This is a genomic window from Streptosporangium sp. G12 (assembly GCF_052983175.1).
This window is the reverse complement of the sequence record NZ_JBRIQO010000026.1, coordinates 85316-108945: the sequence shown is the minus strand read 5'-3', so window position 1 is coordinate 108945 and position 23630 is coordinate 85316. Positions and strand designations below refer to the sequence as shown.

20 protein-coding genes are annotated in these 23630 nt (G+C 70.7%); 12 read left to right on the top strand and 8 right to left on the bottom strand.

Annotation, left to right across the window (positions count from 1 at the left end; genetic code table 11):
- Positions 1–63: 63 nt before the first annotated feature.
- Together ACVCAG_RS34475 and ACVCAG_RS34470 are read left to right on the top strand one after the other, a co-directional pair.
- Positions 64–1017, top strand: a complete 954-nt coding sequence (locus ACVCAG_RS34475; RefSeq protein ID WP_447191105.1) for a phosphotransferase — start codon at positions 64–66, stop codon at positions 1015–1017.
- Entirely contained in the window at positions 1014–2594 is a 1581-nt protein-coding gene (locus ACVCAG_RS34470; protein ID WP_440082655.1) for an amino acid permease, read from the top strand. Before ACVCAG_RS34475 ends, ACVCAG_RS34470 begins: the two co-directional genes overlap by 4 nt.
- Before the next feature lie 71 nt (positions 2595–2665).
- On the opposite strand, the gene lipB is transcribed toward ACVCAG_RS34470, so the two are convergent.
- Positions 2666–3304, bottom strand: coding sequence for a lipoyl(octanoyl) transferase LipB (gene lipB / locus ACVCAG_RS34465; RefSeq protein ID WP_440082654.1), 639 nt, complete (start codon positions 3302–3304; stop codon positions 2666–2668).
- A 15-nt stretch (positions 3305–3319) separates the two neighbouring features.
- A complete protein-coding gene (locus tag ACVCAG_RS34460) occupies positions 3320–3505 on the bottom strand; it encodes a PspC domain-containing protein (protein WP_344743060.1) in 186 nt (61 codons plus the stop codon).
- 215 nt (positions 3506–3720) lie between these two features.
- On the opposite strand from ACVCAG_RS34460, the gene ACVCAG_RS34455 reads away from it, so the two are divergent.
- On the top strand, positions 3721–5280 hold the full coding sequence (locus tag ACVCAG_RS34455) for a M28 family peptidase (protein WP_440082653.1): 1560 nt from the start codon (positions 3721–3723) through the stop codon (positions 5278–5280).
- Between the two features lie 96 nt (positions 5281–5376).
- The gene (locus ACVCAG_RS34450; RefSeq protein WP_440082652.1) at positions 5377–6882 is read left to right on the top strand and encodes a M28 family peptidase; all 1506 of its coding nucleotides are present in this window, start codon (positions 5377–5379) and stop codon (positions 6880–6882) included.
- 176 nt (positions 6883–7058) lie between these two features.
- On the opposite strand, the gene ACVCAG_RS34445 is transcribed toward ACVCAG_RS34450, so the two are convergent.
- Positions 7059–7691 (bottom strand): mycothiol-dependent nitroreductase Rv2466c family protein, encoded by a 633-nt coding sequence (locus ACVCAG_RS34445; protein WP_440082651.1) that lies wholly within the window; start codon positions 7689–7691, stop codon positions 7059–7061.
- Positions 7692–7867: 176 nt separating this feature from the next.
- Between ACVCAG_RS34445 and ACVCAG_RS34440 the strand changes: the two genes are divergently transcribed.
- A complete protein-coding gene (locus ACVCAG_RS34440) occupies positions 7868–8473 on the top strand; it encodes a TetR family transcriptional regulator (protein ID WP_440070524.1) in 606 nt (201 codons plus the stop codon).
- Entirely contained in the window at positions 8473–9423 is a 951-nt protein-coding gene (locus tag ACVCAG_RS34435) for a hypothetical protein (protein ID WP_440070525.1), read from the top strand. The genes ACVCAG_RS34440 and ACVCAG_RS34435 overlap by 1 nt, the downstream gene beginning before the upstream one ends.
- 31 nt (positions 9424–9454) lie before the next feature.
- Here ACVCAG_RS34435 and ACVCAG_RS34430 read toward each other — a convergent pair whose 3' ends face one another.
- Both ACVCAG_RS34430 and ACVCAG_RS34425 read right to left on the bottom strand, forming a co-directional pair.
- A complete protein-coding gene (locus tag ACVCAG_RS34430; protein WP_440082650.1) occupies positions 9455–10321 on the bottom strand; it encodes a hypothetical protein in 867 nt (288 codons plus the stop codon).
- Positions 10318–10809, bottom strand: coding sequence for a SigE family RNA polymerase sigma factor (locus ACVCAG_RS34425; protein ID WP_440082649.1), 492 nt, complete (start codon positions 10807–10809; stop codon positions 10318–10320). Before ACVCAG_RS34425 ends, ACVCAG_RS34430 begins: the two co-directional genes overlap by 4 nt.
- 173 nt (positions 10810–10982) lie before the next feature.
- Here ACVCAG_RS34425 and ACVCAG_RS34420 point away from each other — a divergent pair, with 173 nt between their 5' ends.
- The 3 genes from ACVCAG_RS34420 (at position 10983) to ACVCAG_RS34410 (ending at position 14534) form a co-directional block, all read left to right on the top strand.
- Positions 10983–11813, top strand: coding sequence for an undecaprenyl-diphosphate phosphatase (locus ACVCAG_RS34420; RefSeq protein WP_440070528.1), 831 nt, complete (start codon positions 10983–10985; stop codon positions 11811–11813).
- Positions 11814–12053: 240 nt separating this feature from the next.
- Positions 12054–13859, top strand: coding sequence for a glycoside hydrolase family 15 protein (locus tag ACVCAG_RS34415; protein WP_440082648.1), 1806 nt, complete (start codon positions 12054–12056; stop codon positions 13857–13859).
- 207 nt (positions 13860–14066) lie between these two features.
- Positions 14067–14534: a DUF417 family protein gene (locus ACVCAG_RS34410; protein ID WP_440082647.1), complete on the top strand. Its 468-nt coding sequence runs from the start codon at positions 14067–14069 to the stop codon at positions 14532–14534.
- A 196-nt stretch (positions 14535–14730) separates the two neighbouring features.
- On the opposite strand, the gene ACVCAG_RS34405 is transcribed toward ACVCAG_RS34410, so the two are convergent.
- The 3 genes from ACVCAG_RS34405 to ACVCAG_RS34395 all read right to left on the bottom strand — a co-directional run bounded on the left by ACVCAG_RS34405 (position 14731) and on the right by ACVCAG_RS34395 (position 17944).
- Positions 14731–15969 (bottom strand): extracellular catalytic domain type 1 short-chain-length polyhydroxyalkanoate depolymerase, encoded by a 1239-nt coding sequence (locus ACVCAG_RS34405; protein WP_440082646.1) that lies wholly within the window; start codon positions 15967–15969, stop codon positions 14731–14733.
- 491 nt (positions 15970–16460) lie between these two features.
- Positions 16461–17300, bottom strand: coding sequence for a M55 family metallopeptidase (locus ACVCAG_RS34400; protein ID WP_440082645.1), 840 nt, complete (start codon positions 17298–17300; stop codon positions 16461–16463).
- Complete coding sequence (locus ACVCAG_RS34395; protein ID WP_440082644.1) at positions 17267–17944, bottom strand: peptidase; 678 nt, start codon at positions 17942–17944, stop codon at positions 17267–17269. Before ACVCAG_RS34395 ends, ACVCAG_RS34400 begins: the two co-directional genes overlap by 34 nt.
- A gap of 64 nt (positions 17945–18008) precedes the next feature.
- On the opposite strand from ACVCAG_RS34395, the gene ACVCAG_RS34390 reads away from it, so the two are divergent.
- The 3 genes from ACVCAG_RS34390 to ACVCAG_RS34380 all read left to right on the top strand — a co-directional run bounded on the left by ACVCAG_RS34390 (position 18009) and on the right by ACVCAG_RS34380 (position 23565).
- The gene (locus ACVCAG_RS34390; protein WP_447191104.1) at positions 18009–18935 is read left to right on the top strand and encodes an inositol monophosphatase family protein; all 927 of its coding nucleotides are present in this window, start codon (positions 18009–18011) and stop codon (positions 18933–18935) included.
- Positions 18936–19379: 444 nt separating this feature from the next.
- Positions 19380–22040 carry an ATP-dependent RNA helicase gene (locus ACVCAG_RS34385; RefSeq protein ID WP_447191103.1) on the top strand — a complete coding sequence of 887 codons (2661 nt, stop codon included), beginning with the start codon at positions 19380–19382 and terminating at the stop codon, positions 22038–22040.
- 118 nt (positions 22041–22158) lie between these two features.
- Positions 22159–23565 (top strand): amidase family protein, encoded by a 1407-nt coding sequence (locus ACVCAG_RS34380; protein ID WP_440082641.1) that lies wholly within the window; start codon positions 22159–22161, stop codon positions 23563–23565.
- Positions 23566–23630 lie beyond the last annotated feature (65 nt).

Genomic DNA, 23630 nt, shown 5'->3' with positions numbered 1-23630 from the left:
CTCTGTAACACCTAGTCCACAGAATTGGATCAATGGTATGAAGGTAGGCCAAAGGAGGGCGGCATGCCAGATCCTCTAGCGGACGTCCGTAAATGGGCTGACCAGCCCGTGACCGAGACTCTGATCAAGGGTGGTCTCAGCCACCGGATCTCCCGGCTCACCACGGCCGACGGGCAGCGATGGCTGCTGCGCGTGCTGGATCCCCGGGTCTCGGAGGCCGGCCTGGGCATACCGCTCGACCAGGAGATCGCCAACACGCTCCACGCGGCGGACGCGGGAGTCGGCCCCAGGGTGCTGCACCGGCTGCCGGGCGCGCTGGTCCTGGAGTATCTCGACGGCGCCACCCTGGACGCCCACGCCGTACGGACGATTCCGGGCCCCATCGCGGCGGCCTGCCGCCGGCTGCACGCCGGACCCAGGTTCGTCAACGACTTCTCCATCTTCCGCAAGCTCGACGAGTTCCTCGCCCTCTGCCGTACCCACGAACTGAGCACACCCGACGGCTACGAGGACCGTCTTCCCACGGCGGCGGAGATCGAACGGGCGCTGGCCGCCGATCCGCTGCCCACGGTGCCGTGCCACAACGACCTGCTGCCGGAGAACTTCATCCGCTGCGGCGCCGAGGTCAGGATCGTCGACTACCAGCTCTCCGGGAACAACGACCCGGCCTTCGAGCTGGGCGACATCGCGGCCGAGGCGGACTACGACCCCGACCTGACCGCCCGGCTGGCCCGCGCCTACTTCGGCACCGACGACCGGCGCCTCACCTCCAGGGTCCGGCTCAACCTGATCATGTCCAACCTGACCTGGACGCTCTGGTTCGCCGTGCACCACGGGCTGCTCAAGGAGCAGGCGGCCGACGCCGACTTCGACTACAAGGCGGAGGCGGCCGACAAGTTCTCGCAAGCCGTACGGGACCTGGACGACCCCGGGTTCGGACGGCTCGTCGACGACGTCCGGGGCGCGAGCGCCGGATCTCCCCACCCCCCGCACCACCACGCAAGGAGGCTTGAGTGACCAAGCCAACATCGGTCGGCTCCGTCGACGAGGACGCGAAGCGCCTCGCGGAACTCGGTTACAAGCAGGAGCTCTCCAGAACCTGGAGCGGCTTCTCCAACTTCGCCATCTCCTTCTCGATCATCTCCATCCTGGCCGGCTGCTTCACCACGTTCGGCCAGGCCTGGAACAACGGTGGCCCCGTCGCCATCGCGTGGGGGTGGCCGCTGATCTCGATCTTCATTCTGATCATCGGGCTGTGCATGTCGGAACTGGTCTCGGCCTATCCGACCGCCGGCGGCATCTACTGGTGGGCCGCGAAGATGGGCAAGCCGATCCACGGCTGGTTCACCGGGTGGTTCAACCTCATCGGCCTGATCGCCGTGACGGCCTCGGTCGACTACGGCTGCGCCACCTTCCTGAACATCACCCTCAGCCGGTTCTTCGCCGGCTGGGACCCCAGCCTGACCAACGCGTTCATCCTGTTCGCGGTCATCCTCGTGCTGCACGCCCTGATCAACATCTTCAGCCACCGGCTGATCTCGACGCTGCAGAACGTCTCGGTGTGGTGGCACGTGTTCGGCGCGGCGGTGGTCGTGCTGATCCTGGTCTTCGGCCCCGACTCGCACCAGTCGATGTCGTTCGTCTTCACCGAGACGATCAACAACTCCGGCTTCTCCGACTCGTCGTACTGGTTCTACGTGCTGCCGCTCGGCTTCCTGCTGACCCAGTACACGATCACCGGGTTCGACGCGTGCGCGCACGTGTCGGAGGAGACCCAGGGCGCCTCCACCGCCGCCGCCAGGGGACTGTGGCAGTCGATCTTCTACTCGGCGATCGGCGGCTGGATCCTGCTGCTCGCCTTCCTGTTCGCGGCCACCGACGTGGACGCGGTCAACGAGGCGGGCGGCTTCGTCGGCGCCATCTTCGACAGCGCGCTCCCCGGCAACCTGGCCACGGCGATCTTCGCGATCTCCACCATCGGCCAGTTCTTCTGCGGGATGAGCTGCGTGACCTCGATGTCCCGGATGACCTACGCCTTCTCCCGGGACGGCGCCATCCCCGGCTGGCGCCTGTGGTCGAGGGTGGACGCCAACCGGACCCCCGTCAACGCGATCGTCTTCGGCTGCGCGTCCGCGCTGATCCTCACCCTGCCCGCGTTGTACGAGGCCCCCGGCGGCCTGCCGCTGGCCTTCTACGCGGTCGTGTCGGTGGCGGTCATCGGCCTCTACATCGCCTTCGCGATCCCGATCTGGCTCCGGCTGCGGATGGGCGACCGGTTCCAGCCGGGGCCCTGGACGCTGGGGCCGAAGTACAAGGTCATGTGCTGGATCGCCATCGTCGAGATCTTCATCGTCTCGATCTACTTCATCATGCCGCTGGTCCCGGCCGCCGTGCCGTTCAGCGACGACTTCACCTGGACCGCGGTCAACTACGCGCCGATCGTGGTCGGCGTGATGGTGCTGGCCGTGGGCCTGTGGTGGACGCTGTCGGCCAGGCACTGGTTCACCGGCCCGCGCCGCACGATCGACATGGCCGAGGCGTTCGACCCGACCGGCACGGCCGCCGACACGGCCGGCAAGGAGCCGATCGGCTGACCTAGGTCCCGAGATCCCAGAGGGCCCCCGAGAGCACGAGGTGACCGGCCCGCTCCCCGAGACCGGGCCGGTCAGCTCGCCTCGAAGGCCTCCGCCACCGCCGCGCGGACCCGGTCCATGGCCGCGGCGGCGGGGGCCTCCCGCCCCATGGAGGTCATGTCGACGTCGGGCATGCCACAGGCCACCGCCCAGCCCCACGGGGTCAGGTCGCCGTCGACGTTGAGGGCGAACCCGTGACTGGTGACGCCGCGGCTCTGCCGCATGCCGATCGAGACGATCTTGCGTCCCGTCTCGGCCGTCCACACACCGGTCAGCAGCTCCGAGCCCGGCGGGGTGTCGCGGCGCTCGGCCGGGACGCCCAGCGCGCCGAGCGCGCCGACGAGCCTCAGCTCGACCTCGCGGACGTAGTCGACGATCCCCTCGTCCTCATCGAGCTTGACGACCAGGTAGCCGACCAGCTGGCCGGGACCGTGGTAGGTGAGCTGCCCGCCACGACCCGTGCTCACGACCGGGATGCCGTGAGCGGGGTCGGGCAGGTGCTGCTCAGGGGTTCGCCTGCCCACGGTGTACACCTGCGGGTGGCTGAGCAGCCAGAGCGTGTCGGGGCGCTCGTCGCGCTGCCGCTGACCGACCAGGTCGGTCATCCGCTCCATCGCCTTCTCGTAGTCGACCAGGTCGTCCTGGACCAGGGACAGTGGGCGTCGCCTCATGCCCCCAGCTTATTTTCAGTAGCGGACTGCCGGCGCCTTGGGGACGAAGATCCACATGAGCACGTAGGCGACCCACAGAGGTCCCGGGATGAGCGAGAGCAGCAGCCAGAACACCCGGACAAGGGTGGGCGGCATGTTGAGGGTCTCCGCGATCCCGCCGCAGACTCCGGCGATTATCTTGTGGTTTCTCGAACGGTGCACGATACCTCTCCCCGAATCGGTGTTCTTCGTCTCTTCAAACGAACGACCGGAACTCACCCGTTCCCGAGACATCCCTGAGAAAACCCTGTCAGGGTCGGCTTGATAACTTTTCGTGCACCTGAGCGTCAGCGCATCTAGGCGAAACCAGCTGATCACGGTACGTTCCGCCATGTACGTAATAGGGGATCCCCCTCCGTTCCACCCCGAGGAGCGCTATGCGCCTGAGGTTACGACGCAGCATGGTCCAGGCCGCCACCCTGGTCACGGCCATCGCTCTCCCCCTCGCCTTCACCGTCCCGGCGAGCGCGACCATCGCGACCACGTCCCCCGGCGTCACCGACGTCCTCGCCAACGTGTTCGCGACGCAGATCAAGGGCGGCAACGTCAAGAAGCACCTGGACAAGTTCCAGGAGATCGCGACCGCCAACGGCGGCAACCGCGCCGCGGGCACGCCCGGTTACGACGCCTCCCTCGCCTACGTGCAGGACAAGCTGCGCAAGGCCGGGTACAAGACCTCCACGACCGACGTCGAGTTCCCGCTGGGCTGGGAGGAGGCGAGCCCCTCCGTCCTGCAGCAGACGGCCCCCGAGGCGAAGACCTACGCCAACCCGGCCGACTTCGTGACCGTGGTCTCCTCCAGCGGAGGCGACGTCACCGCGCAGGTACAGGTCGTCGACGCCGTCATCCCGCCGGCGCCGACCCCGAACACCTCGACGGCGGGTTGTGAGACCTCTGACTTCGCCGGGTTCGTCCCCGGCCGGATCGCGCTGATCCAGCGCGGCACCTGCCCGTTCGTCGACAAGGCCACCAACGCCAAGGCGGCCGGCGCGGCCGGTGTGATCTTCTTCAACGAGGGCCAGCCCGGCCGTACCGACCCGCTCGTCTTCGACATCATCGAGTGGCGCTTCGGCTTCCCCATCGTGATGGCGAGCACGGCCGTCGGCCTTGACCTGGCCGACAGCCCGAACACCACCGTCCGCCTGAAGGTCGACGCCGAGACCACGGTCGGCCGCACCAAGAACCTGATCGCCGACACCCGCTGGGGCAAGTCCGGCGAGATCGTCGCGGTCGGCGCCCACCTGGACAGCGTGCCCGAGGGCGCCGGCATCAACGACAACGGCTCCGGCAGCGCCGCCGTCCTGGAGACCGCGCTGAAGCTGGCCCACGTGCCGACCAAGTACAAGGTGCGCTTCGCCTGGTGGGGCGCCGAGGAGCTGGGCCTGCTCGGCTCCGACCAGTACGTCGCGGGCCTGTCGCAGGCCGAGAAGGACAAGATCAGGCTCTACCTGAACTTCGACATGATCGCCTCGCCGAACGACGGCACCTTCCTGTACGACGGTGACGACTCCGACGCCGAGGGCGCCCCCGCGGGCCCGGCCGGATCGCCGGAGATCGAGAAGCGCCTCGAGGCGTTCTACGCCAAGCGCAACCTGCCGTTCGAGGGCACCGACTTCACCGGCCGCTCCGACTACGGCGCGTTCATCGCCAACGGCATCCCGGCCGGCGGCATCTTCACCGGCGCCGAGGGCATCAAGACGCCCGAGCAGGCCGCCAAGTTCGGCGGGACCGCGGGCATCGCCTACGACCCCTGCTACCACTCCGCCTGCGACGGCATCGACAACATCAACGCCGCCGCGCTCGAGCGCAACTCCAAGGCCGTGGGCTACGCCACCGCGTACTTCGCCTACGACCTGACCGGCATTCCCGACCGCAACGCCGCGGTGGCCAAGTCCGCGGCGAGGACCGCGGCGGCACACGAGGGCGCCGCCCGCTAGGGACCGCTCCGCAAGCGCACCACCACGCTGTACGGCGCGCACCCGCCACGGGTGCGCGCCGCTCGGGGGACCCACACACCCTCAAACCCGAGGAGCATGATGCGCAGTCTGTGGACCATGGGCATGGCGGCGATCCTGGCCATCCCGTTGGCGTTCACCGCACCGTCGGCGTCGGCCGCCGTCCCACCGGACATCTCGCTGACCGCCCTGAAGGCACACCTCACCCAGCTCCAGTCCATCGCCACCGCCAACGGCGGCAACCGCGCCCACGGCCGCCCCGGCTACCTGGCCTCGGCCAACTACATCAGGGGCCTGCTGGACGGGGCGGGATTCACCACCTCCCTGCAGTCGTTCACCTACAACGGCGCGACCGGCTACAACGTCATCGCCGACTGGCCGGGCGGCGACCCGAACGACATCCTGATGGTCGGCGCCCACCTCGACAGCGTGACCGCCGGACCGGGCATCAACGACAACGGCTCCGGCAGCGCCGCCATCCTGGAGACCGCCCTGGAGGTCTCCCGCCAGTCGCTGGCACCCACCAAGCACCTCCGCTTCGCCTGGTGGGGCGCGGAGGAGCTGGGCCTGCGCGGCTCCCAGTACTACGTGAACAACCTCCCGGCCGCCGAGCGGGCCAAGGTCAAGGGCTACTACAACTTCGACATGGTCGGCTCGCCCAACGCCGGATACTTCGTCTACGACGGCGACAACTCCGACGGCGTCGGCTCGGGCCCCGGCCCGGCGGGTTCGGCGCAGCTGGAGTCGACGCTCCAGGCGTACTTCACCTCGATCGGCGTGGCCACCCGGGGCACCGACTTCGACGGCCGCTCCGACTACGGGCCGTTCATCGCCGTCGGCATCCCCGCGGGCGGTACCTTCACCGGCGCCGAGGGCATCAAGTCCAGCGCCCAGGCCACCCTGTGGGGCGGTACGGCGGGGCAGGCGTTCGATCCCTGCTACCACCGGGCGTGCGACACCACGTCCAACATCAGCGACACCGCGCTGAACCGCAACGCCGACGCCATCGCCTACGCGGTGTGGACGACCGCGACCGCCGTGCCTCCGACGGTCGTCTGGCAGGACACCTTCGAGACCTCGACCGGCTGGACGACCAACCCGTCCGGCACCGACACCGCCACCTCCGGCCTGTGGGAGCGCGGCGACCCCGAGGCCACCGCCTCCAGCGGCGCCAAGCAGCTCGGCACCACCGTCAGCGGCACCAACGACCTGGTCACCGGCAGGCTCGCGGGCACCGCCGCGGGCGACCACGACATCGACGGAGGCATCACCAGCGTCCGGTCGCCGGCGGTCACCCTGCCGTCGACGGGCACGCTCAAGCTGGCGTTCTCCTGGTATCTGGCGCACGGTTCCAACGCCTCCAGCGCCGACTTCCTGCGGGTGAAGGTCGTCGGCTCCACCACCACCCAGGTGTTCCAGCAACTCGGCGCGGCCTCCAACCGCAACGGTGCCTGGGGCGCGGCCAACGTCGACGTCTCCGCCTTCGCGGGGCAGAGCGTCCGGATCCTGGTCGAGGCCGGTGACGCCTCCGGCGCCTCCCTGGTCGAGGCAGGGGTGGACGACGTCAAGCTGACCCGCCAGTGAGCGGGACGGTGACCCGGCTGCGGTGAGCGAGACCGGGTGCGGCCCGCGCCTTCCCCTCCACGGGCCGTCCGGACCCCTCCGGACGGCCCGGCACGCGGGTCGCACCCCTCGCGGAAGAACCGCCTTCGAAAAGGACCGCTCGCGGAAGGCCCCTCCGGGGCCCGCGGTCCGTCAGCTCAGCTCGGATCGTCGAGCCGGGGCTCCTCGTGCGGGGCTCCCTTGAGCTCGTGGAACCCCGGGGTCGCGGCCACCAGCAGCGTCCCGTCCCACAGGCGGCCCGCCTGCTCGCCCACGGGAGTCCGGGAGATCACCGGGCCGAAGAACACCACGCGCTCGCCACCGGTGGCGGGGCCGGTGGCGGCGACCACCGGGGTGCCGACGTGCTCACCGATCAGGCCGATGCCCTCCGCGTGCGAGGCGCGCACCGCCTCGTCGTAGGCCGTCGACGTCCCGGCCTCGGCGAGTTCCGGCGGCAGGCCGGCGGCGACGAGGGAGTCGTGCAGGGAACCGGCCCAGTCATCCCCGCGAGCGCGCCCGACGGTCCACATCGCGGCGTGGAGCCTCCCGAGCGCCTCCTGGCCGTACTCCTGCCGCACGGCCATGCAGACGCGCACGGGCACCCACAGGTACCCCTCCGTGTCCCCCTCGGGATCCTCGTCGCGGCCCTCGTTGAGCACCGACAGGCTCATCACGTGCCGGCGCACCTCGACGGGCCGCACCCGTTCCACCTCCGCCAGCCACCGGGAGGTGATCCAGGTGTAGGGGCAGGAGGGGTCGAACCAGAAGTCCGCGATCGTCCTGTCCGTCATTTCCCGTTCTCCGATCGTCGCCCTCCGGACCGCGCCCAGGCAATATGCCACCTTCGCCGGGCCGCGCGCCACAACCGGCCCGCTTGCCTCCCCGTTCCCCGTCGTGACCCGTCCCTGTCGCCAAGAAAAATAAACCGGGTTTGCTTTTGAACTCGGTTCGCCTTTACCGTACTCGCATGGCAGGACTACGGGAGCGGAAGAAGGAGCAGACCCGACGGCGGATCGCCGCGGTGGCGCTGCGGCTGTTCGCCGAGCGCGGCTTCGACGCGGTGACCGTCAACGAGATCGCCGAGGCCGCCGAGGTGGCGAAGGTGACGCTGTTCAAGTACTTCCCGACCAAGGAGTCACTCGTCCTGCGGGGAGTGGGTCAGGAGGACCTGGCCGGGATCGTCGCCGCGCGGCCTCCCGGGCAGTCACCGCTGGAGGCATTGCGGGCGTACTACCGCGGATTCGCCACCGAGCCCGCGGAGGCCGTGGACAGGGACACGCTGATCGTCCAGATGCGAGTGATCTTCTCCAGCCCCGCGCTCAGCAGCGGGGCGAACGACCTGCTCCACGGTCAGCGCCTGGCGCTGGCGCGGGTGCTCGCCGAAGAGCGCGACGAGCTGACGGCCGCTCTGATGGCCGCCCAGATCACCGCTTCGGTGCTGACCCTGCAGGAGAGGTTCTTCCGCCACCTGGTCTCCGGCGCCTCGCTGGACGAGGCGGGCAGCCGCCTCTGCGGGGACGTCGAGCTCGCCTTCGACCTACTGGAACACGGTCTCGACCAACCGGGAGAGTAATGCGCGCGAAAGGGATCAACTATGACACCGGGTTCCTCCCCGGCCAGGACAACACCCGCAAGGTGTTCGACCCCGGCGCCGTCCGGCACGACATGGACGTCATCGCCGGCGAACTGCACTGCGACGCCGTACGGATCTCCGGTGGCGACCCCGCGCGGCTGAGCGTCGCCGCCGAGCACGCCGCCGCGGCGGGGCTCGAGATCTGGTTCGCCCCCTTCCCGGTCGATCTCCCGGCCGAGGCGATGCTCTCGACCTTCGCCGACGCCGCGGAGCGGGCCGAGGCCGTACGGCGCGGCGGGGCCGAGGTGGTGTTCGTGGCCGGGTGCGAGATCAGCGCGTTCGGCCCCGGGTTCATCCCCGGCGCCACGTACCGCGACCGCATGCGGACGATAGACGAGGCCGACCTGGAGTGGTGGTCCTCGCTCGGCCCCGTCCTGGAACGGCTCAACGGCTTCCTGGCCGAGAGCGCGGCCGTCGTCAGGCCCCGCTTCGGCGGCCGGATCACCTACGCGGCGGCCCCATGGGAGTTCGTCGACTGGGGCCCGTTCGACATCGTCGGCGCCGACAGCTACCGGGCCGCCTACAACGCCGGCACCTTCAGGGAGGAGCTGCGCGAGAAGTTCAAGCACGGCAAGCCGGTCGCGGTGACCGAGTTCGGCACCTGCGCCTGGCGGGGCGCGGGCGAGCGCGGCGGCATGGCCTGGCTGCCGCCCGAGGACGCCGTACGGGACGAGGGCGAGCAGGTGCGCTACTTCACCGAGCTGCTGGACGTCTTCGAGGAGGAAGGGGTGGACACCGCGCTCTGGTTCACCTTCGCGGGCTTCGGCCGCGTCGGGGACGGTGACCTCGCCTCCTACGGCGTGGTCAGGATGCTCGACCGGGAGCGCTGGGCGCCGAAGGAGGTGTTCCACACGATGGCGGCCAGGTACGCTCGCGGCCGAGCCGTCTGACGGGAGTCGTCCCGAGGGCCGGGGGATCGGGTCAGGAGGACGGGCGGTCGTAGACGCCGATCGCCCAGCGGCCGGGCCTGCTGCCCACATTCGCCAGCACCCGCTCGAGCACCCGCGTGTCCATCCGCGGGCCTATCAGGGCCCAGATCATGTAATGCCCGCGGCACATCCCCGTCCTCTCCACTTCCTTCTCCGGGCACTTCAGCTTTTTGAGCGCTTCACGGGAGATACGCGGCCTGGGGGGAAGCACCCAGACCGTGGCACTCTGCTCGCGCGACGTCCAGCCGGGGGGCACCGACCTCTCGTCGTGCTGCGAGATCAGCCCCGGCCAGCCGCTGCCGCATTCGCCGGCGGAGCCCGATCTGTGTTTCCCCGTCCCGATCACCTTGACCACCACTGCCCTCGGGTCCTCGCAGACGACCCGGAATCCGGTGAAGACACTGGTCGGGGTGAACTTCACGGTGCGTTTCACGCCCAAGGTATTCGACCGGTACGCGTGGATCAGCCGCATTTCATGACGGTTCCGCAGGTCGTTGACGGTCGCGGGAAGGTCCTTACCGGGGACGGCGGTGGGAACGGGCGGAGGAACGGGCGTGGGGTCGGCGGCGACGGCCACGATCGGCGCCTCCGCCCCGCCTCCGGCGGACAGCGACGGCGCCACCACGGCGACCGCGAGCGCCCCGGCGGTGACGACCGCCGCGGCCGTGGCCGCCGTCCGCCGCCGCCGGATCGCCCGGCCCCTGGCGAGGATCGCCTCCAGCCGGGCCGTGTCTCCACCGTCTCCACCGTCTCCACCGTCTCCACCGTCTCTGCCGCCTCTGCCGCTCCCGCCGCCTCTGCCGCTGCCCGCGCCGCGCTCCTCCAGGAGCGCCCTGAGGTCGTTCTCGGTGTTGCTCATCTGCGTACTCCCGTCGTCGCCTGGATCCCCTGATCCACCCTGAGCCGGGTGAGAGCCCTGTTGAGCTGGCTCTTCACCGTCCCGACCGAGCATCCGAGCACCCCGGCCACCTGGGTCAGCGGCATGTGCTCGAAGTAGTGCAGGACGACCACCGCGCGCTGGCGCCCCGACAGGGTGCCGATCGCCGTCCACAGCGCGTCCCTGTCGCCGACGTCGCTCGCGAAGTCCCGCCCGTCCGGCCGGTCGGGCAGTTCCCCCGTCGGGACCTCCCGCCGCCAGCGCCGCCGCCACCAGGAGGCGTGGGTGTTGGTGATGATCCGGTAGACGTACGGGTCGGGATCGCCGTCGATCCGCTGCCAGGCGAGCCAGGCCCTGGCCAGCGCGGTCTGCACCAGGTCCTCGGCGATCGCCCAGTCTCTGGTGAGGAGGTACGCCGCTCGCAGTAGCCGCTCGTGGCGCTGCTCGACGTACTCCGCGAACTCGGTCATCGTGCCTCCGCCTCGGTGTTCCGATGATGACTACCGTCTGGCGGGCGGGTTCGGTTTACGGCCGATCACGAAAGAAGCGCGGTCGGCATCGGCCGTACGGCCGGGTCACAGTTGCTCCGCCGCTCCGCTAGCCTCGCGTAGGTTACGCACGCGCTGGTACGGAAGGTGCTGAAGTGATCGGCTGGTTCGAAGCGGTGGTCCTCGGGCTGATTCAGGGATTGACGGAGTTTCTGCCGATCTCCTCCAGTGCCCACATCAGGGTCGTGTCGGCGTTCTTCGGCTGGCCGGACCCGGGGGCCGCGTTCACCGCGGTCGTCCAGCTCGGCACCGAGGCCGCGGTGGTCATCTACTTCCGCAAGGAGATCTGGGAGATCATCTCCACCTGGACCCGCTCCCTGTGGACCCCCGACCTGCGCGGCCACTACGCCGCCCGGATGGGCTGGTACGTCATCGTCGGCACCATCCCGATCGTGGTGCTCGGCCTGCTCTTCAAGGACTCCATCGAGGGCGCCTTCCGCGACCTGCGCCTGATCGGCACGACGCTGATCGTCTTCGGACTGATCCTGTGGTTCGCCGACCACACCGCCCGCAACAGGCTCACCCTGGAGCGGCACCTCAGCTTCACCCACGCCCTGATCTACGGCTTCGCCCAGTCGCTCGCCCTGATCCCCGGCGTGTCCCGCTCCGGCGGCACCATCAGCGCCGGGCTGCTGCTGGACTACCGCCGCGAGGAGGCCGCGAAGTACTCCTTCCTGCTCGCCATCCCGGCCGTGCTGGGCGCGGGCTTCCTGGAGCTGTTCAAGATCGGCGAGGGTGCGGCGCCCGAATGGGGCCCCACGATCCTGTCCACCGTGATCTCGTTCATCGTGGGCTACCTGGCGGTCTCGTGGTTCCTGAAGTACATCAGCACCCACCGCTTCACCGGCTTCGTGATCTACCGGATCGCCCTCGGGATCATCATCATCGCCCTGGTGAGCTTCGGGGTCCTCGACCCCTCGGCCTAGAGCCTGTCCGCCAAATGATCACGGCTGGTCCGGAGGGGCCGGCCGTCACCGCGCCCTTCTTGGCCATCTCCTCGCCCGGGAAAAGAATTTCGCTCGTCAAGTGAACGGTCTTGGTGAAAAGCGGGAAGAAACAGGGCAGAGCCCCTCCGCCCCCCGCCCGCCCGAACCACCCGGGCCACCCGAACCGCCTGGCTCGCCGCGAACTCCACGATCCTTCCCGGGGGAGGGACGAGGTGCCCATTGAGTACGCGACCGATCAACGACTACGCCCTGCTGTCGGACTGCCGATCCGCCGCGCTGGTCACCTCCGACGGCTCGGTGGACTGGCTGTGCCTGCCGCGATTCGACAGTCCGGCGCTCTTCGCCCGGCTGCTCGACGAGGACGCCGGATACTGGTCGATCCGCCCCACCGGCCCCACCGAGGTCACCCGCCGGTATCTGGAGCACACCCTGGTGCTCGAGACCACCTTCCGCGGCCGGGACGGAACCGTGGTGCTCCTCGATGCGCTCGCCCTGGGCAGCCGGGAACGCGGGCACTCGCTGGGCGCGTCCTCGCCCGGCCTGCTCCTGCGTCAGGTGACCTGCGTCGAAGGTCGCGTGCCCGTGGAGATGGCGTACGTGCCGCGACCCGAGTTCGGGCTCGTCCACCCCCTGATGCAGCCTGTCCGAGGCGGCCTGATCTCGCGTGGCGGGGCCAACGTCCTCGCCCTGTCCAGCCCCGTCGAGCTGCGGGTGAGCGGCTCGGTCGCGGACACCGCCGTCACCCTGCGCGCCGGACAGAGCCTGGGGTTCGCCCTGCAGGCCGGCTGGGCGTGGGCGCCCGACCCGTTGTGCCGCACTCCCCCGTACATCGCGCGCCGGGCGAAGGACACCGTCTCGGGCTGGCGCTCCTGGTCACGGCATCACGCCGACTACGAAGGCCCGTGGCGTGAACAGGTGAACCAGAGTGGCCGGGTGCTGCGTGCGATGACGTACTCCCCCACCGGGGCCATCGTGGCCGCGGCCACCACCTCCCTGCCCGAGAGCATCGGCGGGGAGCGGAACTGGGACTACCGCTACACCTGGATCCGGGACGCCAGCTTCACCCTGCAGGCCCTGTCCACCGCCACCTGCGAGATCGAGGAGACCGCCTTTTTCACTTTCCTCGCCAACGCCTGTGCCACCCAGCTCGACCGGGGCGTCGACCTGCAGATCATGTACGGCGTGGGCGGCGAGCGCGATCTGAGCGAACGGCACCTGCCGCACCTGCGCGGCTGGCGGGGCAGCGCGCCGGTGCGGGTCGGCAACGACGCCTGGCGCCAACGCCAGATCGACGTTTACGGGGAGCTGCTCGACGCGGCCCATCAGGTCTACTGCGACACCGGCCCTCTCGACCCGTTCACCTGCGCTTTTCTGGTCGGGGTGGCTGAGACCGCCGCCCGTCGCTGGCGAGAGCCGGACCAGAGCCTGTGGGAGATCCGCGGGTCCGGCCGCCACTTCACGCACTCCAAGCTGATGTGCTGGGTGGGACTGGACCGGGCCATCGCGCTGGCCCCGATGCTGGGGGCCGACGCCCGGATCGCCGACTGGACGAGCACTCGCGAGGAGATCCGCGCCGCGATCCTGGCTCAGGGCTGGAACGAGCGCGCGGGTGCCTTCACCCAGACGTTCGACGGCACCGACCTCGACGCCGCCGTGCTGGTGATGCCCATGGTCGGGTTCCTCTCCCCGGACGATCCGCGGGTGCGGTCCACCGTGCACGCCATCGCCACCCACCTGACCGACGATCGAGGCCTGGTGCACCGCTACCACGCCGCCGACGGGCTCCCCGGCCAGGAGGGCACGTTCCTGCTGTGCACCTTCTGGCTCGCGCAGGCCCTGGCCCTCATGGGGCAGGGCGCCGCGGCCAGGAGGGCGTTCGAGACCGCCGCGTCGTACGCCAACGACGTCGGTCTGCTCGCCGAGGAGGTCGACTCGGCCACCGGGGAGCCCCTCGGCAACTTCCCGCAGGCTTTCAGCCACATCGGCCTGATCAACGCCGCCCGCGCCATCGGCGACACCATCTGACTCCCGACGCCGGTGACGAGCCGGGTGTGCCGGCAGGTGCCGGCACACCGGAACGATCGAGATGACGGAGCGCTCCATCGGCTCGTGGGCCGATGCCCCCGCACTCCCCGGCCGGCATGCGGTCCTGCCCGGCGCCGCTGAATACAGCCCGGCGTAGACTGGGCACACGCAGGACATTCGCGACGCACCATGCGAGGGGATACCTGTATGAGAACGCGACCCACGACCGCCTGCAATCTCCAGATCGCGGGGGCCTCGACGCTTCGTTTCGGGCTGGCGCTCAACCTGGTGGTGATCGGGCGGCTCAAGTTCGAAGACTACGAGGTCGAGAACATCCGCCCCTTGATCACCTCGAGTCCGCCGTTCTCGCGACTTGCCACCAAGCTCGGTGAACAGCGGCTGGCCAGGCTCATCGGCGTGGCGGAGATCGTCATCGGATCGCTGATCGCAGCGAAGTCGTTCGCCCCCAGGGCCTCGGCGCTCGGCAGCCTGGCGGCGGCGGGGATGTTCACCACCACGCTCAGCTTCCTGATCACCACGCCGGAGGCCTGGCAGGAAAGGCGCGGGGAGCCGAAGCTCTCCCTCGCGGGCCAGTTCCTGCTGAAGGACGTCGTCCTTCTGGGAGCCTCCCTGTTCACCGCCGCCGAGTCCCTGCGATACGCCTCGCGCCCGTAGCCCTCGATTCCGGCCGGGGTCGATGATCGCGGATGGTTTCGTCCTCGATCGGCGCGGGATGGTCGCACGCGCCGTGGATACACCGAGGCGCATCGGCCGGTGCGCGCCCGCGACGCGGGCGATGTCGCGAACGAACGCGACCGGCCGGCTGATCGACCGGTCGGTCGCGTTCGGGTTCCCGCCGTCCGCGGGCTCGCTAGCACTCGCTGTCGGCGACGACCCAGTGGTTGGGACCGGTCTGCTTGAGACCGTGCGTGATGAGGGTGTTCCACAGGCCCATGGCGTTGTTGGACCCGTTGGCGTAGGTGTAGCCGCCGGACTGGTAGGCCCGTCCGGCGACGGTGTGGGCGTAGTTGCTCGCCCTGACGCAGGTCTGGGGCACCGTCGGGGTGGGGGTCGGGGTCGGGGTCGGCGTGACGGTCGGGTTCGGGGTCGGCTGCGTGCCACCGGTCAGGCCGAAGAACTGCGCGTCGTGGTAGGCCGAGCAGATGGTGTCGAGGAAGTACGCCGCCGCGCTGCCGCACTGGTCGGCGGCGCCGCCGGGATCGATCGGCAGGCCGTGTCCCATGCCGGCGATCTCGTACACGCGCACCACGTCGTTCCCGTACACCTTCAGCGAGGTGCCGCCGGTGAGGCTCCGCGTGGAGGTGGGGCTCTGCGAGACGCCCCGCACGTTCGTCCACTGGTCGCGCAGCTGGGCGGCGTTGACCGGGACGACGGTGGGGTCGGCCGTTCCCTGCCAGATCGCGACGCGCGGGTACGGTCCCGAGTAGCCGGAGTGGGCGCCGCGTACCAGGTCGCCCCACTGCTGCGGGGTCTTGCTGACCGGACCGCGCTGGCAGGGGGAGGCCTGGAGGATGCTGGTGGCGCACCGGTACGCCAGCCCGGCCCCGATCGAACCGCCCGCGAAGACGTCCGGGTACGTGGCGAGCATGACGGCCGACATGGCCCCGCCCGCCGACAGGCCGGAGACGTAGACGCGCGCCGGGTCGGTCCCGTAGGTGGAGACCGCGTAGGCGACCATCGCGCGGATCGAGGCGGCCTCGCCCTGGCCCCGGGTGGTATCGGCGGTCTCGAACCAGTTGAAGCAGCTCAACCCGTTGTTCGCGCTACTGGTCTGCGCCAGGACGAGGGTGAATCCCGACTGGTCGGCGTACTTGCGCCATCCCGAGTTGGCGAAGTAGCCGCTCGCGTTCTGCTGGCAGCCGTGCAGCAGGACGACCAGCGGGCGCCCGGCGGTCGATCCGTCGGGACGGTAGCTGAACATGGTGAGGTTGCCCGGGTTGCTGCCGAACGAGCCGACCTGGACGAGTGACGCGGCTCGCGCGGGAGACGTCGTCGCGGTCGCCGCGCCGAGCAGTCCGAGCAGTCCGAGCAGTCCGAGCGACAGGGTGAGAAGGATGCGGAGTAGACCCGCGGGAAGGGATGCGGTCATGACGTGCTCCTTTGTGGCCCTGTGACCCGTATCACCGGCCCTTACCAGCGCACGTTAAAACCGTCGTAACCCATTTGACATGTTCCCGAGACACACTCTTCGCCTCCGCGTTATGGATCACACGGTGGCGGGCGGGGCTCCCCGGTCCCGGACCTCACGAACTTTCCCGGCTTTCCCGGCTTTCCCTGCCTTCACGGGCTCCTGACCTTCACGGGCTCCACGGACTTCACGGACGCCCTCCGCGGGCGGCCCTGCGGCCCCCCTCGGCGACCGCCGCGAGGCGCCACTCCCCGAAGCAAGCCCGGCTCCGGCGGGAGGCTGCCGGTCGTCCGCCCGCAGCCGGGCGGCGTGTTGGTAGGCGGTCACAGCGGTGAGGAACATAGCGGTCAGACCGATCACAGAGGGATCATTCCCCCGCCCAGCACGACGAACACCACCGCAGGCGCGAACCCCCGGCCGTGTCCCCCGTCACCGTTAGCCGCCGCTCCCGCTCACGGTCCGATCTGTGTGAGCAGGGCGATGAGTTGGAGCATGCCGTAGGCGGCTGTCATGGTCTCGGCGGTGAAGACAACGGTGCGCCCGCTTCTGGTGACGCCGGGAATGAGGGCGGAAAGGTCTGCCGAGCGTGGCTGATGTAGATCGACCTCGACCTGCAGCGGTTGAGAAACCAGGGTCGGCGGATTGTCGGCATGGAGTTGCATCGCCTGGCCGGCGCCTTGACGCAAGCGGTCTTGTGCCTCCTGTGGGTGAAGAGTGTCGGCCGCGTGCTGGCCGAGGCCTCGTTTGACCGGCACGGTGACGGCCCGGGGCGCCAGCGCGCTGAACTCGTCGCATGCGGCCTCATCTCCGCTGGCCAGCACGACGGGTACGCCGTATGAGCCCGCCAACAGGGCGTTGATTCCGATCTCGCCGTACGAGCGGCCGTTGATGCGGACGTCAAGGATGGCATCGGCGATGGTGTGAGCGAGTACGGCGCCACTGGCACCCGCGCGGGCGTGGTACCCCACGAACATCGCTACCTGGGCTCCCACTTCCAAGCCCGCCAGCATGCCCATTTCACGAGGTTTGCCACGGATCAGCCGGGCTCGCTGGTCGAGTTCCTCGGGCAGGATGTTGCGGTAGGAGCCGTGGGAGTCGGCCACCAGCACCTCGGCTGTCGGCTCGGCACCAATCAGCCCCGCCACCACGGCGTTGGCCGCTGCCGTCATCAATCGCCGACCACGTTCATAGTCGTAGCGTTCCGGGGTGGTCTCCGCAGGGTGAACGATCCCGGCGATGCCCTCCATGTCCACCGAGATCAATACCTTGATTCCCATGGCTTGTTCCAGCACGCGAGCAAGGCGATGCCACGGCCACCGAAGAACGTTTCGAACACGTCGACGGGCAGGCTCGCCCGGCGAGCGCCGGGCGTGTGGCCGGAGGGATTATGCAGGTGAATCAGCCCATGGTCGTGGCCGGTGAGCAGGACCAGGTGGCCGCCCCGGCCGGGCGCGGGCAGATCGGGGCGGCGGATCTCCTTGTGAACCGAGGCCATCACCAAGCACCCGGCCGCCAGTAAGCCGGGGATCTCCTGCATGGTCAGGTGCGGATGGACGGTCGCGTCCAGGCTGTGCTCAGCGCGGACGTAGTCGGCGAACGGCTGGTAGTACAGGCCCTTGATCCGGCCCTGGCCGTCTTCGACGTAGCCGCCGTAGGGCAGCACCCCGCGCAGCAGCTCCATCATCGGCGGCGCGTAGCCGTCACGGTGGTCGAGGATCATCTGGAGGTCAGCCATCCCGCAGCAGTGCTGAGCCCACCGGGCGTACTCCTCGTGGGTAGCGGCGCCGGACTCCGCCCAGCGCGGATCGTCAGCGGGGTCGGCGCCCCGGTAGGCGATCGCCTCGATGAGATCGGGCGTCATGTACTGGGTGTAGATCCCGACGTCGTCATGAAGCGTCTGCTCGGGGTTGGCGGCCGTCGTCGGCCTGCAAGTCATGCAACCCATCGTTTCCGGGGATCGAACCACCCTTGGAGTTACGCTGACAACGGAGGTACATGCAGTGCCCGAGGCCCAGCTTCCGAGCATCGCCGAAGATCTCACAACCCTGGTATCCACGCTGATCAGTGAGATTCGCCCTCAGCTCATCGGCGCTGCCCTCTCGGGCAAGCACGCCGACCGCACGAACGCCCGGCACACCGGCAACTTCCTGTCCGACTACGACCTGCTCCTCCACGACCGCTATCGGGAACTGCTCTCAGAGATCTTCCCGTCCTTCGTCTACGCCAGCGAAGAGGCCGACCCGCAGGTCATAGGCGACGACCCTGACCCCGACCTGTGCGTCCTCGTGGATCCGCTGGACACGAGCGAGATGGCTGTTCGTTCCCTCTACGGCTACACGCACGTCATGGTCTACTCGCGAAGCCTCGCACGTCCGATCGCGGCCGTGGTGGGTGACATCTTCCACCACCTCCAGATCTACACCGCGGCCCGTGACGAGGCCGGCCAGGATCACGCGTTCCTGCGTGAGCAGAACGGCGTCACTCATCCCCTCCGGCCGAGGCAAGCCGTGCCCGTACAGGAAGCCCTCATCACCAACTTCCTGATGAAGCCCGACCGCTTTCAGGCACTGGCCCAGCAGAACCGCCTGATCGAGAAACTGAACCAGCCTGCCGGCAACGGGAACAGCCGTGGCCGTATCGGTGTGGACTTCGGCTCCGTCAGCTTGTGCCATGTCGCTGCCGGCTTCACGGACGCGACGATCGAGTTCTCAAAGGGCTTCGCAATATGGGACCTGGCCCCAGGCCACTACATCCTCAGCGCGGCCGGCGGGACCGTCATCGACCTCCAGGGCAAGCCCATCTCACTGAACTACCAGCTCGATACCTTGGGCGATATCGCCGAGGCGATGGATCGGCGCCAGATGTTCATCGCAGCCACCAACCCAGCGCTTGCCGACGAGATTGCTCATGTGCTGACAGAGCAATGAGAGCGCCGACTGTTCGGCCGAGCCGCCGGCCACGTCGTGGCACGCGCCCAGGAACGCCCCAAACGTGGAGTGTCCGATCGGCGCGGCCAGGTCGAGGACCCCGCGAGGTTCCGTTCAGCAACGTCCGGCGCGCAGGCCGCGACGTCGCGGACGTCGATCGGCTGGATGGGCCACTCGGGGCGGCCGGGCGCCAGAACCTCGCCGCCGGCATGGATCCGCGACAGCCACCAGGGGATGCGGCCGACGTACTCGTGCGGACCGAGGATGACGCTGGGCCGCGGCAGCGTGGTGCATTCCCCGAAGACGCTCGTGACGGCCTGCTCGCATCCGGCCTTGAGGCCCCCGCACTCGTCGGCGTCGCTTTCCCACTCAACGGGACGAGGCCGGGAATCGGCCGTCCCGGGCGGCGTCCCACCCGGTACCGGACTCGGGGACACTGGACGGGTGCGTTCCGACTGGTCCGGCCTGCCCGTACGTCACGTTCTGCCCGAGTTGCTCGCGGCGCTGGACGGGCGGGGCGTCGCCGTGCTCACCGCTCCCCCCGGCACCGGCAAGACCACGCTCGTCCCGCTCGCGCTGGCCGGGCTCCTCGACGGCTCGGCGCCCAGGCGGGTGATCGTGGCCGAGCCGAGGCGGATGGCGGTACGGGCGGCGGCGAGGCGGATGGCGTGGCTGCTGGAGTCCGAGGTGGGGGCGGAGGTCGGGTTCTCGATACGCGGCGAGCGCAGGGTGGGTCCGAGAACGGTCGTCGAGGTCGTCACCACGGGAGTCCTCCTGCAGCGGCTCCAGCGCGACCCCGAGCTCGAAGGCGTGGACGCGGTCCTGCTCGACGAGTGCCACGAGCGCCACCTGGACGCCGACACCGCGCTGGCGTTCCTCCTCGACGTCCGCGCCGCGCTCCGCCCCGACCTGCGGATCGTCGCCACCTCCGCCACCGCCGACGCCGCCCCCTGGGCCCGTCTCCTCGGCTCCCCCGGCGACGCCGTCCCCTCCGATGCCTCCGGTGAACCCGGTGAACCCGGTGAACCCGGTGAACCCGGTGAACCCGGTGAACCCGCGCCGATCGTGCACGCCTCCGGCACCATGCACCCGGTCACGCCCGTCTGGGCACCGCCCGCCGGGACCATCGCACCGCCCCACGGCATGCGGGTGGACCCGGCGTTCCTGGCCCACGTCGCCGGTGTCGTACGGCGCGCGCTGGCCGAGCACGAGGGGGACGTGCTCTGCTTCCTGCCGGGCGTCGGCGAGATCGGCCGGGTGGCCGCGATGCTCCCCGGCGTCGAGGTCCTCCAGGTGCACGGCCAGGCCCCGGCCCGCGTCCAGGACGCGGTCCTTTCCCCGGGCGACGGGAGGAGGGTGGTGCTCGCCACCTCGGTCGCCGAGTCGAGCCTGACCGTGCCGGGCGTGCGGATCGTGGTCGACTCCGGCCTGGCCAGGGAGCCCCGTACCGACCACGCGCGCGGTCTCGGTTCGCTCACCACCGTCCGCGCGTCCAGGGCCTCGGCCACCCAGCGGGCGGGGCGGGCGGGCCGCGAGGCGCCGGGCGTGGTCTACCGGTGCTGGTCGCGGGCCGAGCACGACCGGCTGCCCGAGCACGCGCGACCCGAGATCGCGCTCGCCGACCTGACCGGCTTCGCCCTCCAGGTCGCCTGCTGGGGCGATCCGGCCGCCACCGGCCTGGCCCTGCTCGACGCGCCGCCGGCCGCCGCGATGGACGCCGCCCGCCGCACCCTGTACGCCCTGGGCGCGTTGGACTCTCCCGGCACGCCGCGGCCACCGGGCGCGCCGGAGCACTCGCCGGGCCTTCCCCCCGTGGGCCGGGTGACCGACCGGGGACGGCGGATGGCCGGGGTCGGGGTCCATCCGCGCCTGGCGCGGGCCCTGATCGACGCCGGCACGGACGGGATCGGCGCAGGGTCCCGGGCCGCCGAGGTGGTGGCGCTGCTGTCGGAGCAACTGCCCAGGGACGCGGGCGACGACCTGGTGGCGGTCTGGCGCTCCGCGCGCCGGGGCGGTGACGGTTTCTCCGCCCGCTGGCGCCAGGAGGCGGGACGCCTGGCGCGGGCCGTGCCCGGCACCGCCCGGCGTACGGGCCGGACGGCGGGCGGTGCCGTCCGGCCGGGGAACGGCGAGACGGCCGGGAGCGACGACGCCGTGGCCGGGACGGTCGTGGCGCTGGCCTACCCGGAGCGGGTGGCGCGGCGGCGCGGCGGCTCGTACCTGATGGCCTCGGGAACGGCCGCGGAGCTGCCGCGCGGGTCGCGGCTGGAGACGGCGGAGTGGCTGGCCGTCGCGGTCGCCGACCGGCCCACCGGAGCGGCGTCCGCCAGGATCAGGCAGGCGGTGGTGATCGACGAGGAGATCGCCAGGTTCGCCGCGGCCTCCCTGTACGGCTCCGGTGAGGAGATCACCTGGCACATCCCGCCGGGAGGGCGGCGCGGCGACGTGTCGGCGCGGCGGGTGGAGCGGCTGGGCGCGATCGAGCTGTCCAGCGGCGCGCTCCGCGGCGCCGACGTGCGGCCCGCCGTCCTGGAGGGCCTGCGCGCGGAGGGCCTGTCGATCCTGCGCTGGACGCCCGAGGCCGTGGCCCTGCGCGAGCGGCTGGCCTTCTGCCGCCGCACGCTCGGCGACCCGTGGCCCGCGACCGACGACGACGCGCTGATCGGCGCGGCCGACCGCTGGCTGGAGCCCGAGCTGTCGCGAGCCCGCCGCCGGTCGGACCTGGAGCGCCTCGACGTGGTCTCCGCGCTGCACCGCCTGGTCCCGTGGAACGCCCGGCTGGCCGAGGTGGCCCCGGAACGGGTCGAGGTGCCGAGCGGGTCGCGTGTCAGGATCGACTACTCGGGCGAGCGGCCGGTGCTGGCGGCCAAGGTGCAGGAGCTGTTCGGCTGGGCCGAGGCCCCGCGCGTCGCCGGGGTCCCGCTGGTGATCCACCTGCTCTCCCCCGCGGGCCGCCCGGCCGCCGTCACCGCCGACCTGGCCTCCTTCTGGCGCGAGGGCTACCGCGCGGTCCGCGCCGAGCTCCGCGGGCGCTATCCCCGGCATCCCTGGCCCGACGATCCCCTGTCGGCCACCGCCACCCGCCGTACCAACCCCCGCCGCTGACTCCGGCGGGCCGGAAGCCCGGTCACGCCGGGCGAAATAACGCCGATGAGCCGGACAAGTCATCTGATTGAGACGTGGGGCGCTTCCCCTTACGCATTCGCCAGACCACACTCGGTGCATGTCGTGGGTGGGAAGTTCCGCAGTGGAGATCGCGGAGGCCGTGCGACGGGGGAAGGTCACGGCACCCGTGGTGGTCGCCGAGCACCTCGACGCCATCGCCGAGCGCGACGGGCGGGTCGGGGCGTTCCGCGTGGTCCTCGCCGAGCGGGCGCTGGCCGACGCGCGGGCCCTGCAGGAGCGGGAGGACCTGTCCGGGCTGCCGCTCGCCGGGGTGCCGATCGCGATCAAGGACAATGTCGCGACCCGCGGGGAGGCGTCGCGCAACGGTTCGGCGGCGACGTCCGACGTGCCCGCGGACGAGGATCACCCCGTGGTCGCCAGGCTGAGGGCGGCGGGCGCGGTGGTCGTCGGCATCACCAACGTGCCGGAGCTGTGCCTGGCCGGATTCTCCGACAGCGTGTACGGCGTCACCCGCAACCCGTGGGATCCGAGCCGCACCCCCGGCGGCTCCTCGGGCGGGAGCGCGGCGGCCGTGGCGGCGGGGATGGTACCGCTGGCCCACGGCAACGACGGGCTGGGCTCGCTGCGCATCCCCGCCGCCTGCTGCGGCCTGCTCTCGATCAAGCCGGGACACGGGCTGGTCCCGCCGCCGGAGCACGACTGGTACGGGATGTCGGAGAACGGGCCGCTGGCCACCACCGTGGCCGACCTCGCCCTCGCCCTCGCCGTCATGGCGGGCGACATGTCGCTGGCGACGCCCGGGGAGAGCGAGGCCCTGGGCGTGGGCCGCGCCATCGACGACTATCCGGGCGGGCTCACCCTGTCGGAGCCGCTGAGGCTGCGGGTCGCGGTCGCGCCGATGCCGCTGCCGCCGGGACTCTCGGTGGACGCCGAGTTCCAGCGGGCGGTGACCGGGGCGGCGGAGGCGCTGGGCGCGGCGGGGCACACCGTGGTGGACCACGCCGAGCGGATGTCCCTCCGGGTCGGCGCCGCCGCCGTGGCCACCTGGTTCGCGTGCGCCAGGGGCGACGTCGAGGGCCTCGACCCGCGCGGGCTGGAACGGCGCACCAGGTCCCTGGCGAGGATGGGCCGGCTGCTCGCCAGGTTCGGGGCGGACGGCGCGGCGGGCCGCGACCGCTGGCGCGCGTACGGCGCCGACCAGTGGTTCGGGAACGCCGACGTGCTCGTCACCCCGACGCTCGCCGCCGTGCCGCCGCCCGCCGAGCGCTGGGGCCGCCGGGGGCTGCTGGCCAACGTCCGCGTCAACCTGGCGTACGCACCCGCCACCGCCGCGTGGAACATGGCCGGCTGGCCGGCCATGAACGTCCCGTACGGCAGGCACTCCAACGGCATGCCGATCGGGGTCCAGCTCGTCGCGGCACCGGGCGGCGAGGCACAGCTCCTGGCTCTGGCCGGCCAGCTCGAGGCCGCCCACCCCTGGACCCGTCACGCCCCGCTCACCTGACCACCGGCCCCACCAGGCCCGGCGGGGCCGGACGTGGCAGGCCGGGCGTGGCGACGCCTGGCGCG

Bases quoted from the DNA above. Each gene is read 5' to 3' on its own strand.
- ACVCAG_RS34475 (WP_447191105.1), top strand. From the start codon at position 64: ATGCCAGATCCTCTAGCGGACGTCCGTAAATGGGCTGACCAGCCCGTG.
- lipB (WP_440082654.1), bottom strand. From the start codon at position 3,304: ATGAGGCGACGCCCACTGTCCCTGGTCCAGGACGACCTGGTCGACTAC.
- ACVCAG_RS34455 (WP_440082653.1), top strand. From the start codon at position 3,721: ATGCGCCTGAGGTTACGACGCAGCATGGTCCAGGCCGCCACCCTGGTC.
- ACVCAG_RS34450 (WP_440082652.1), top strand. From the start codon at position 5,377: ATGATGCGCAGTCTGTGGACCATGGGCATGGCGGCGATCCTGGCCATC.
- ACVCAG_RS34445 (WP_440082651.1), bottom strand. From the start codon at position 7,691: ATGACGGACAGGACGATCGCGGACTTCTGGTTCGACCCCTCCTGCCCC.
- ACVCAG_RS34440 (WP_440070524.1), top strand. From the start codon at position 7,868: ATGGCAGGACTACGGGAGCGGAAGAAGGAGCAGACCCGACGGCGGATC.
- ACVCAG_RS34435 (WP_440070525.1), top strand. From the start codon at position 8,473: ATGCGCGCGAAAGGGATCAACTATGACACCGGGTTCCTCCCCGGCCAG.
- ACVCAG_RS34430 (WP_440082650.1), bottom strand. From the start codon at position 10,321: ATGAGCAACACCGAGAACGACCTCAGGGCGCTCCTGGAGGAGCGCGGC.
- ACVCAG_RS34425 (WP_440082649.1), bottom strand. From the start codon at position 10,809: ATGACCGAGTTCGCGGAGTACGTCGAGCAGCGCCACGAGCGGCTACTG.
- ACVCAG_RS34410 (WP_440082647.1), top strand. From the start codon at position 14,067: ATGAGAACGCGACCCACGACCGCCTGCAATCTCCAGATCGCGGGGGCC.
- ACVCAG_RS34405 (WP_440082646.1), bottom strand. From the start codon at position 15,969: ATGACCGCATCCCTTCCCGCGGGTCTACTCCGCATCCTTCTCACCCTG.
- ACVCAG_RS34395 (WP_440082644.1), bottom strand. From the start codon at position 17,944: ATGACTTGCAGGCCGACGACGGCCGCCAACCCCGAGCAGACGCTTCAT.
- ACVCAG_RS34380 (WP_440082641.1), top strand. From the start codon at position 22,159: ATGTCGTGGGTGGGAAGTTCCGCAGTGGAGATCGCGGAGGCCGTGCGA.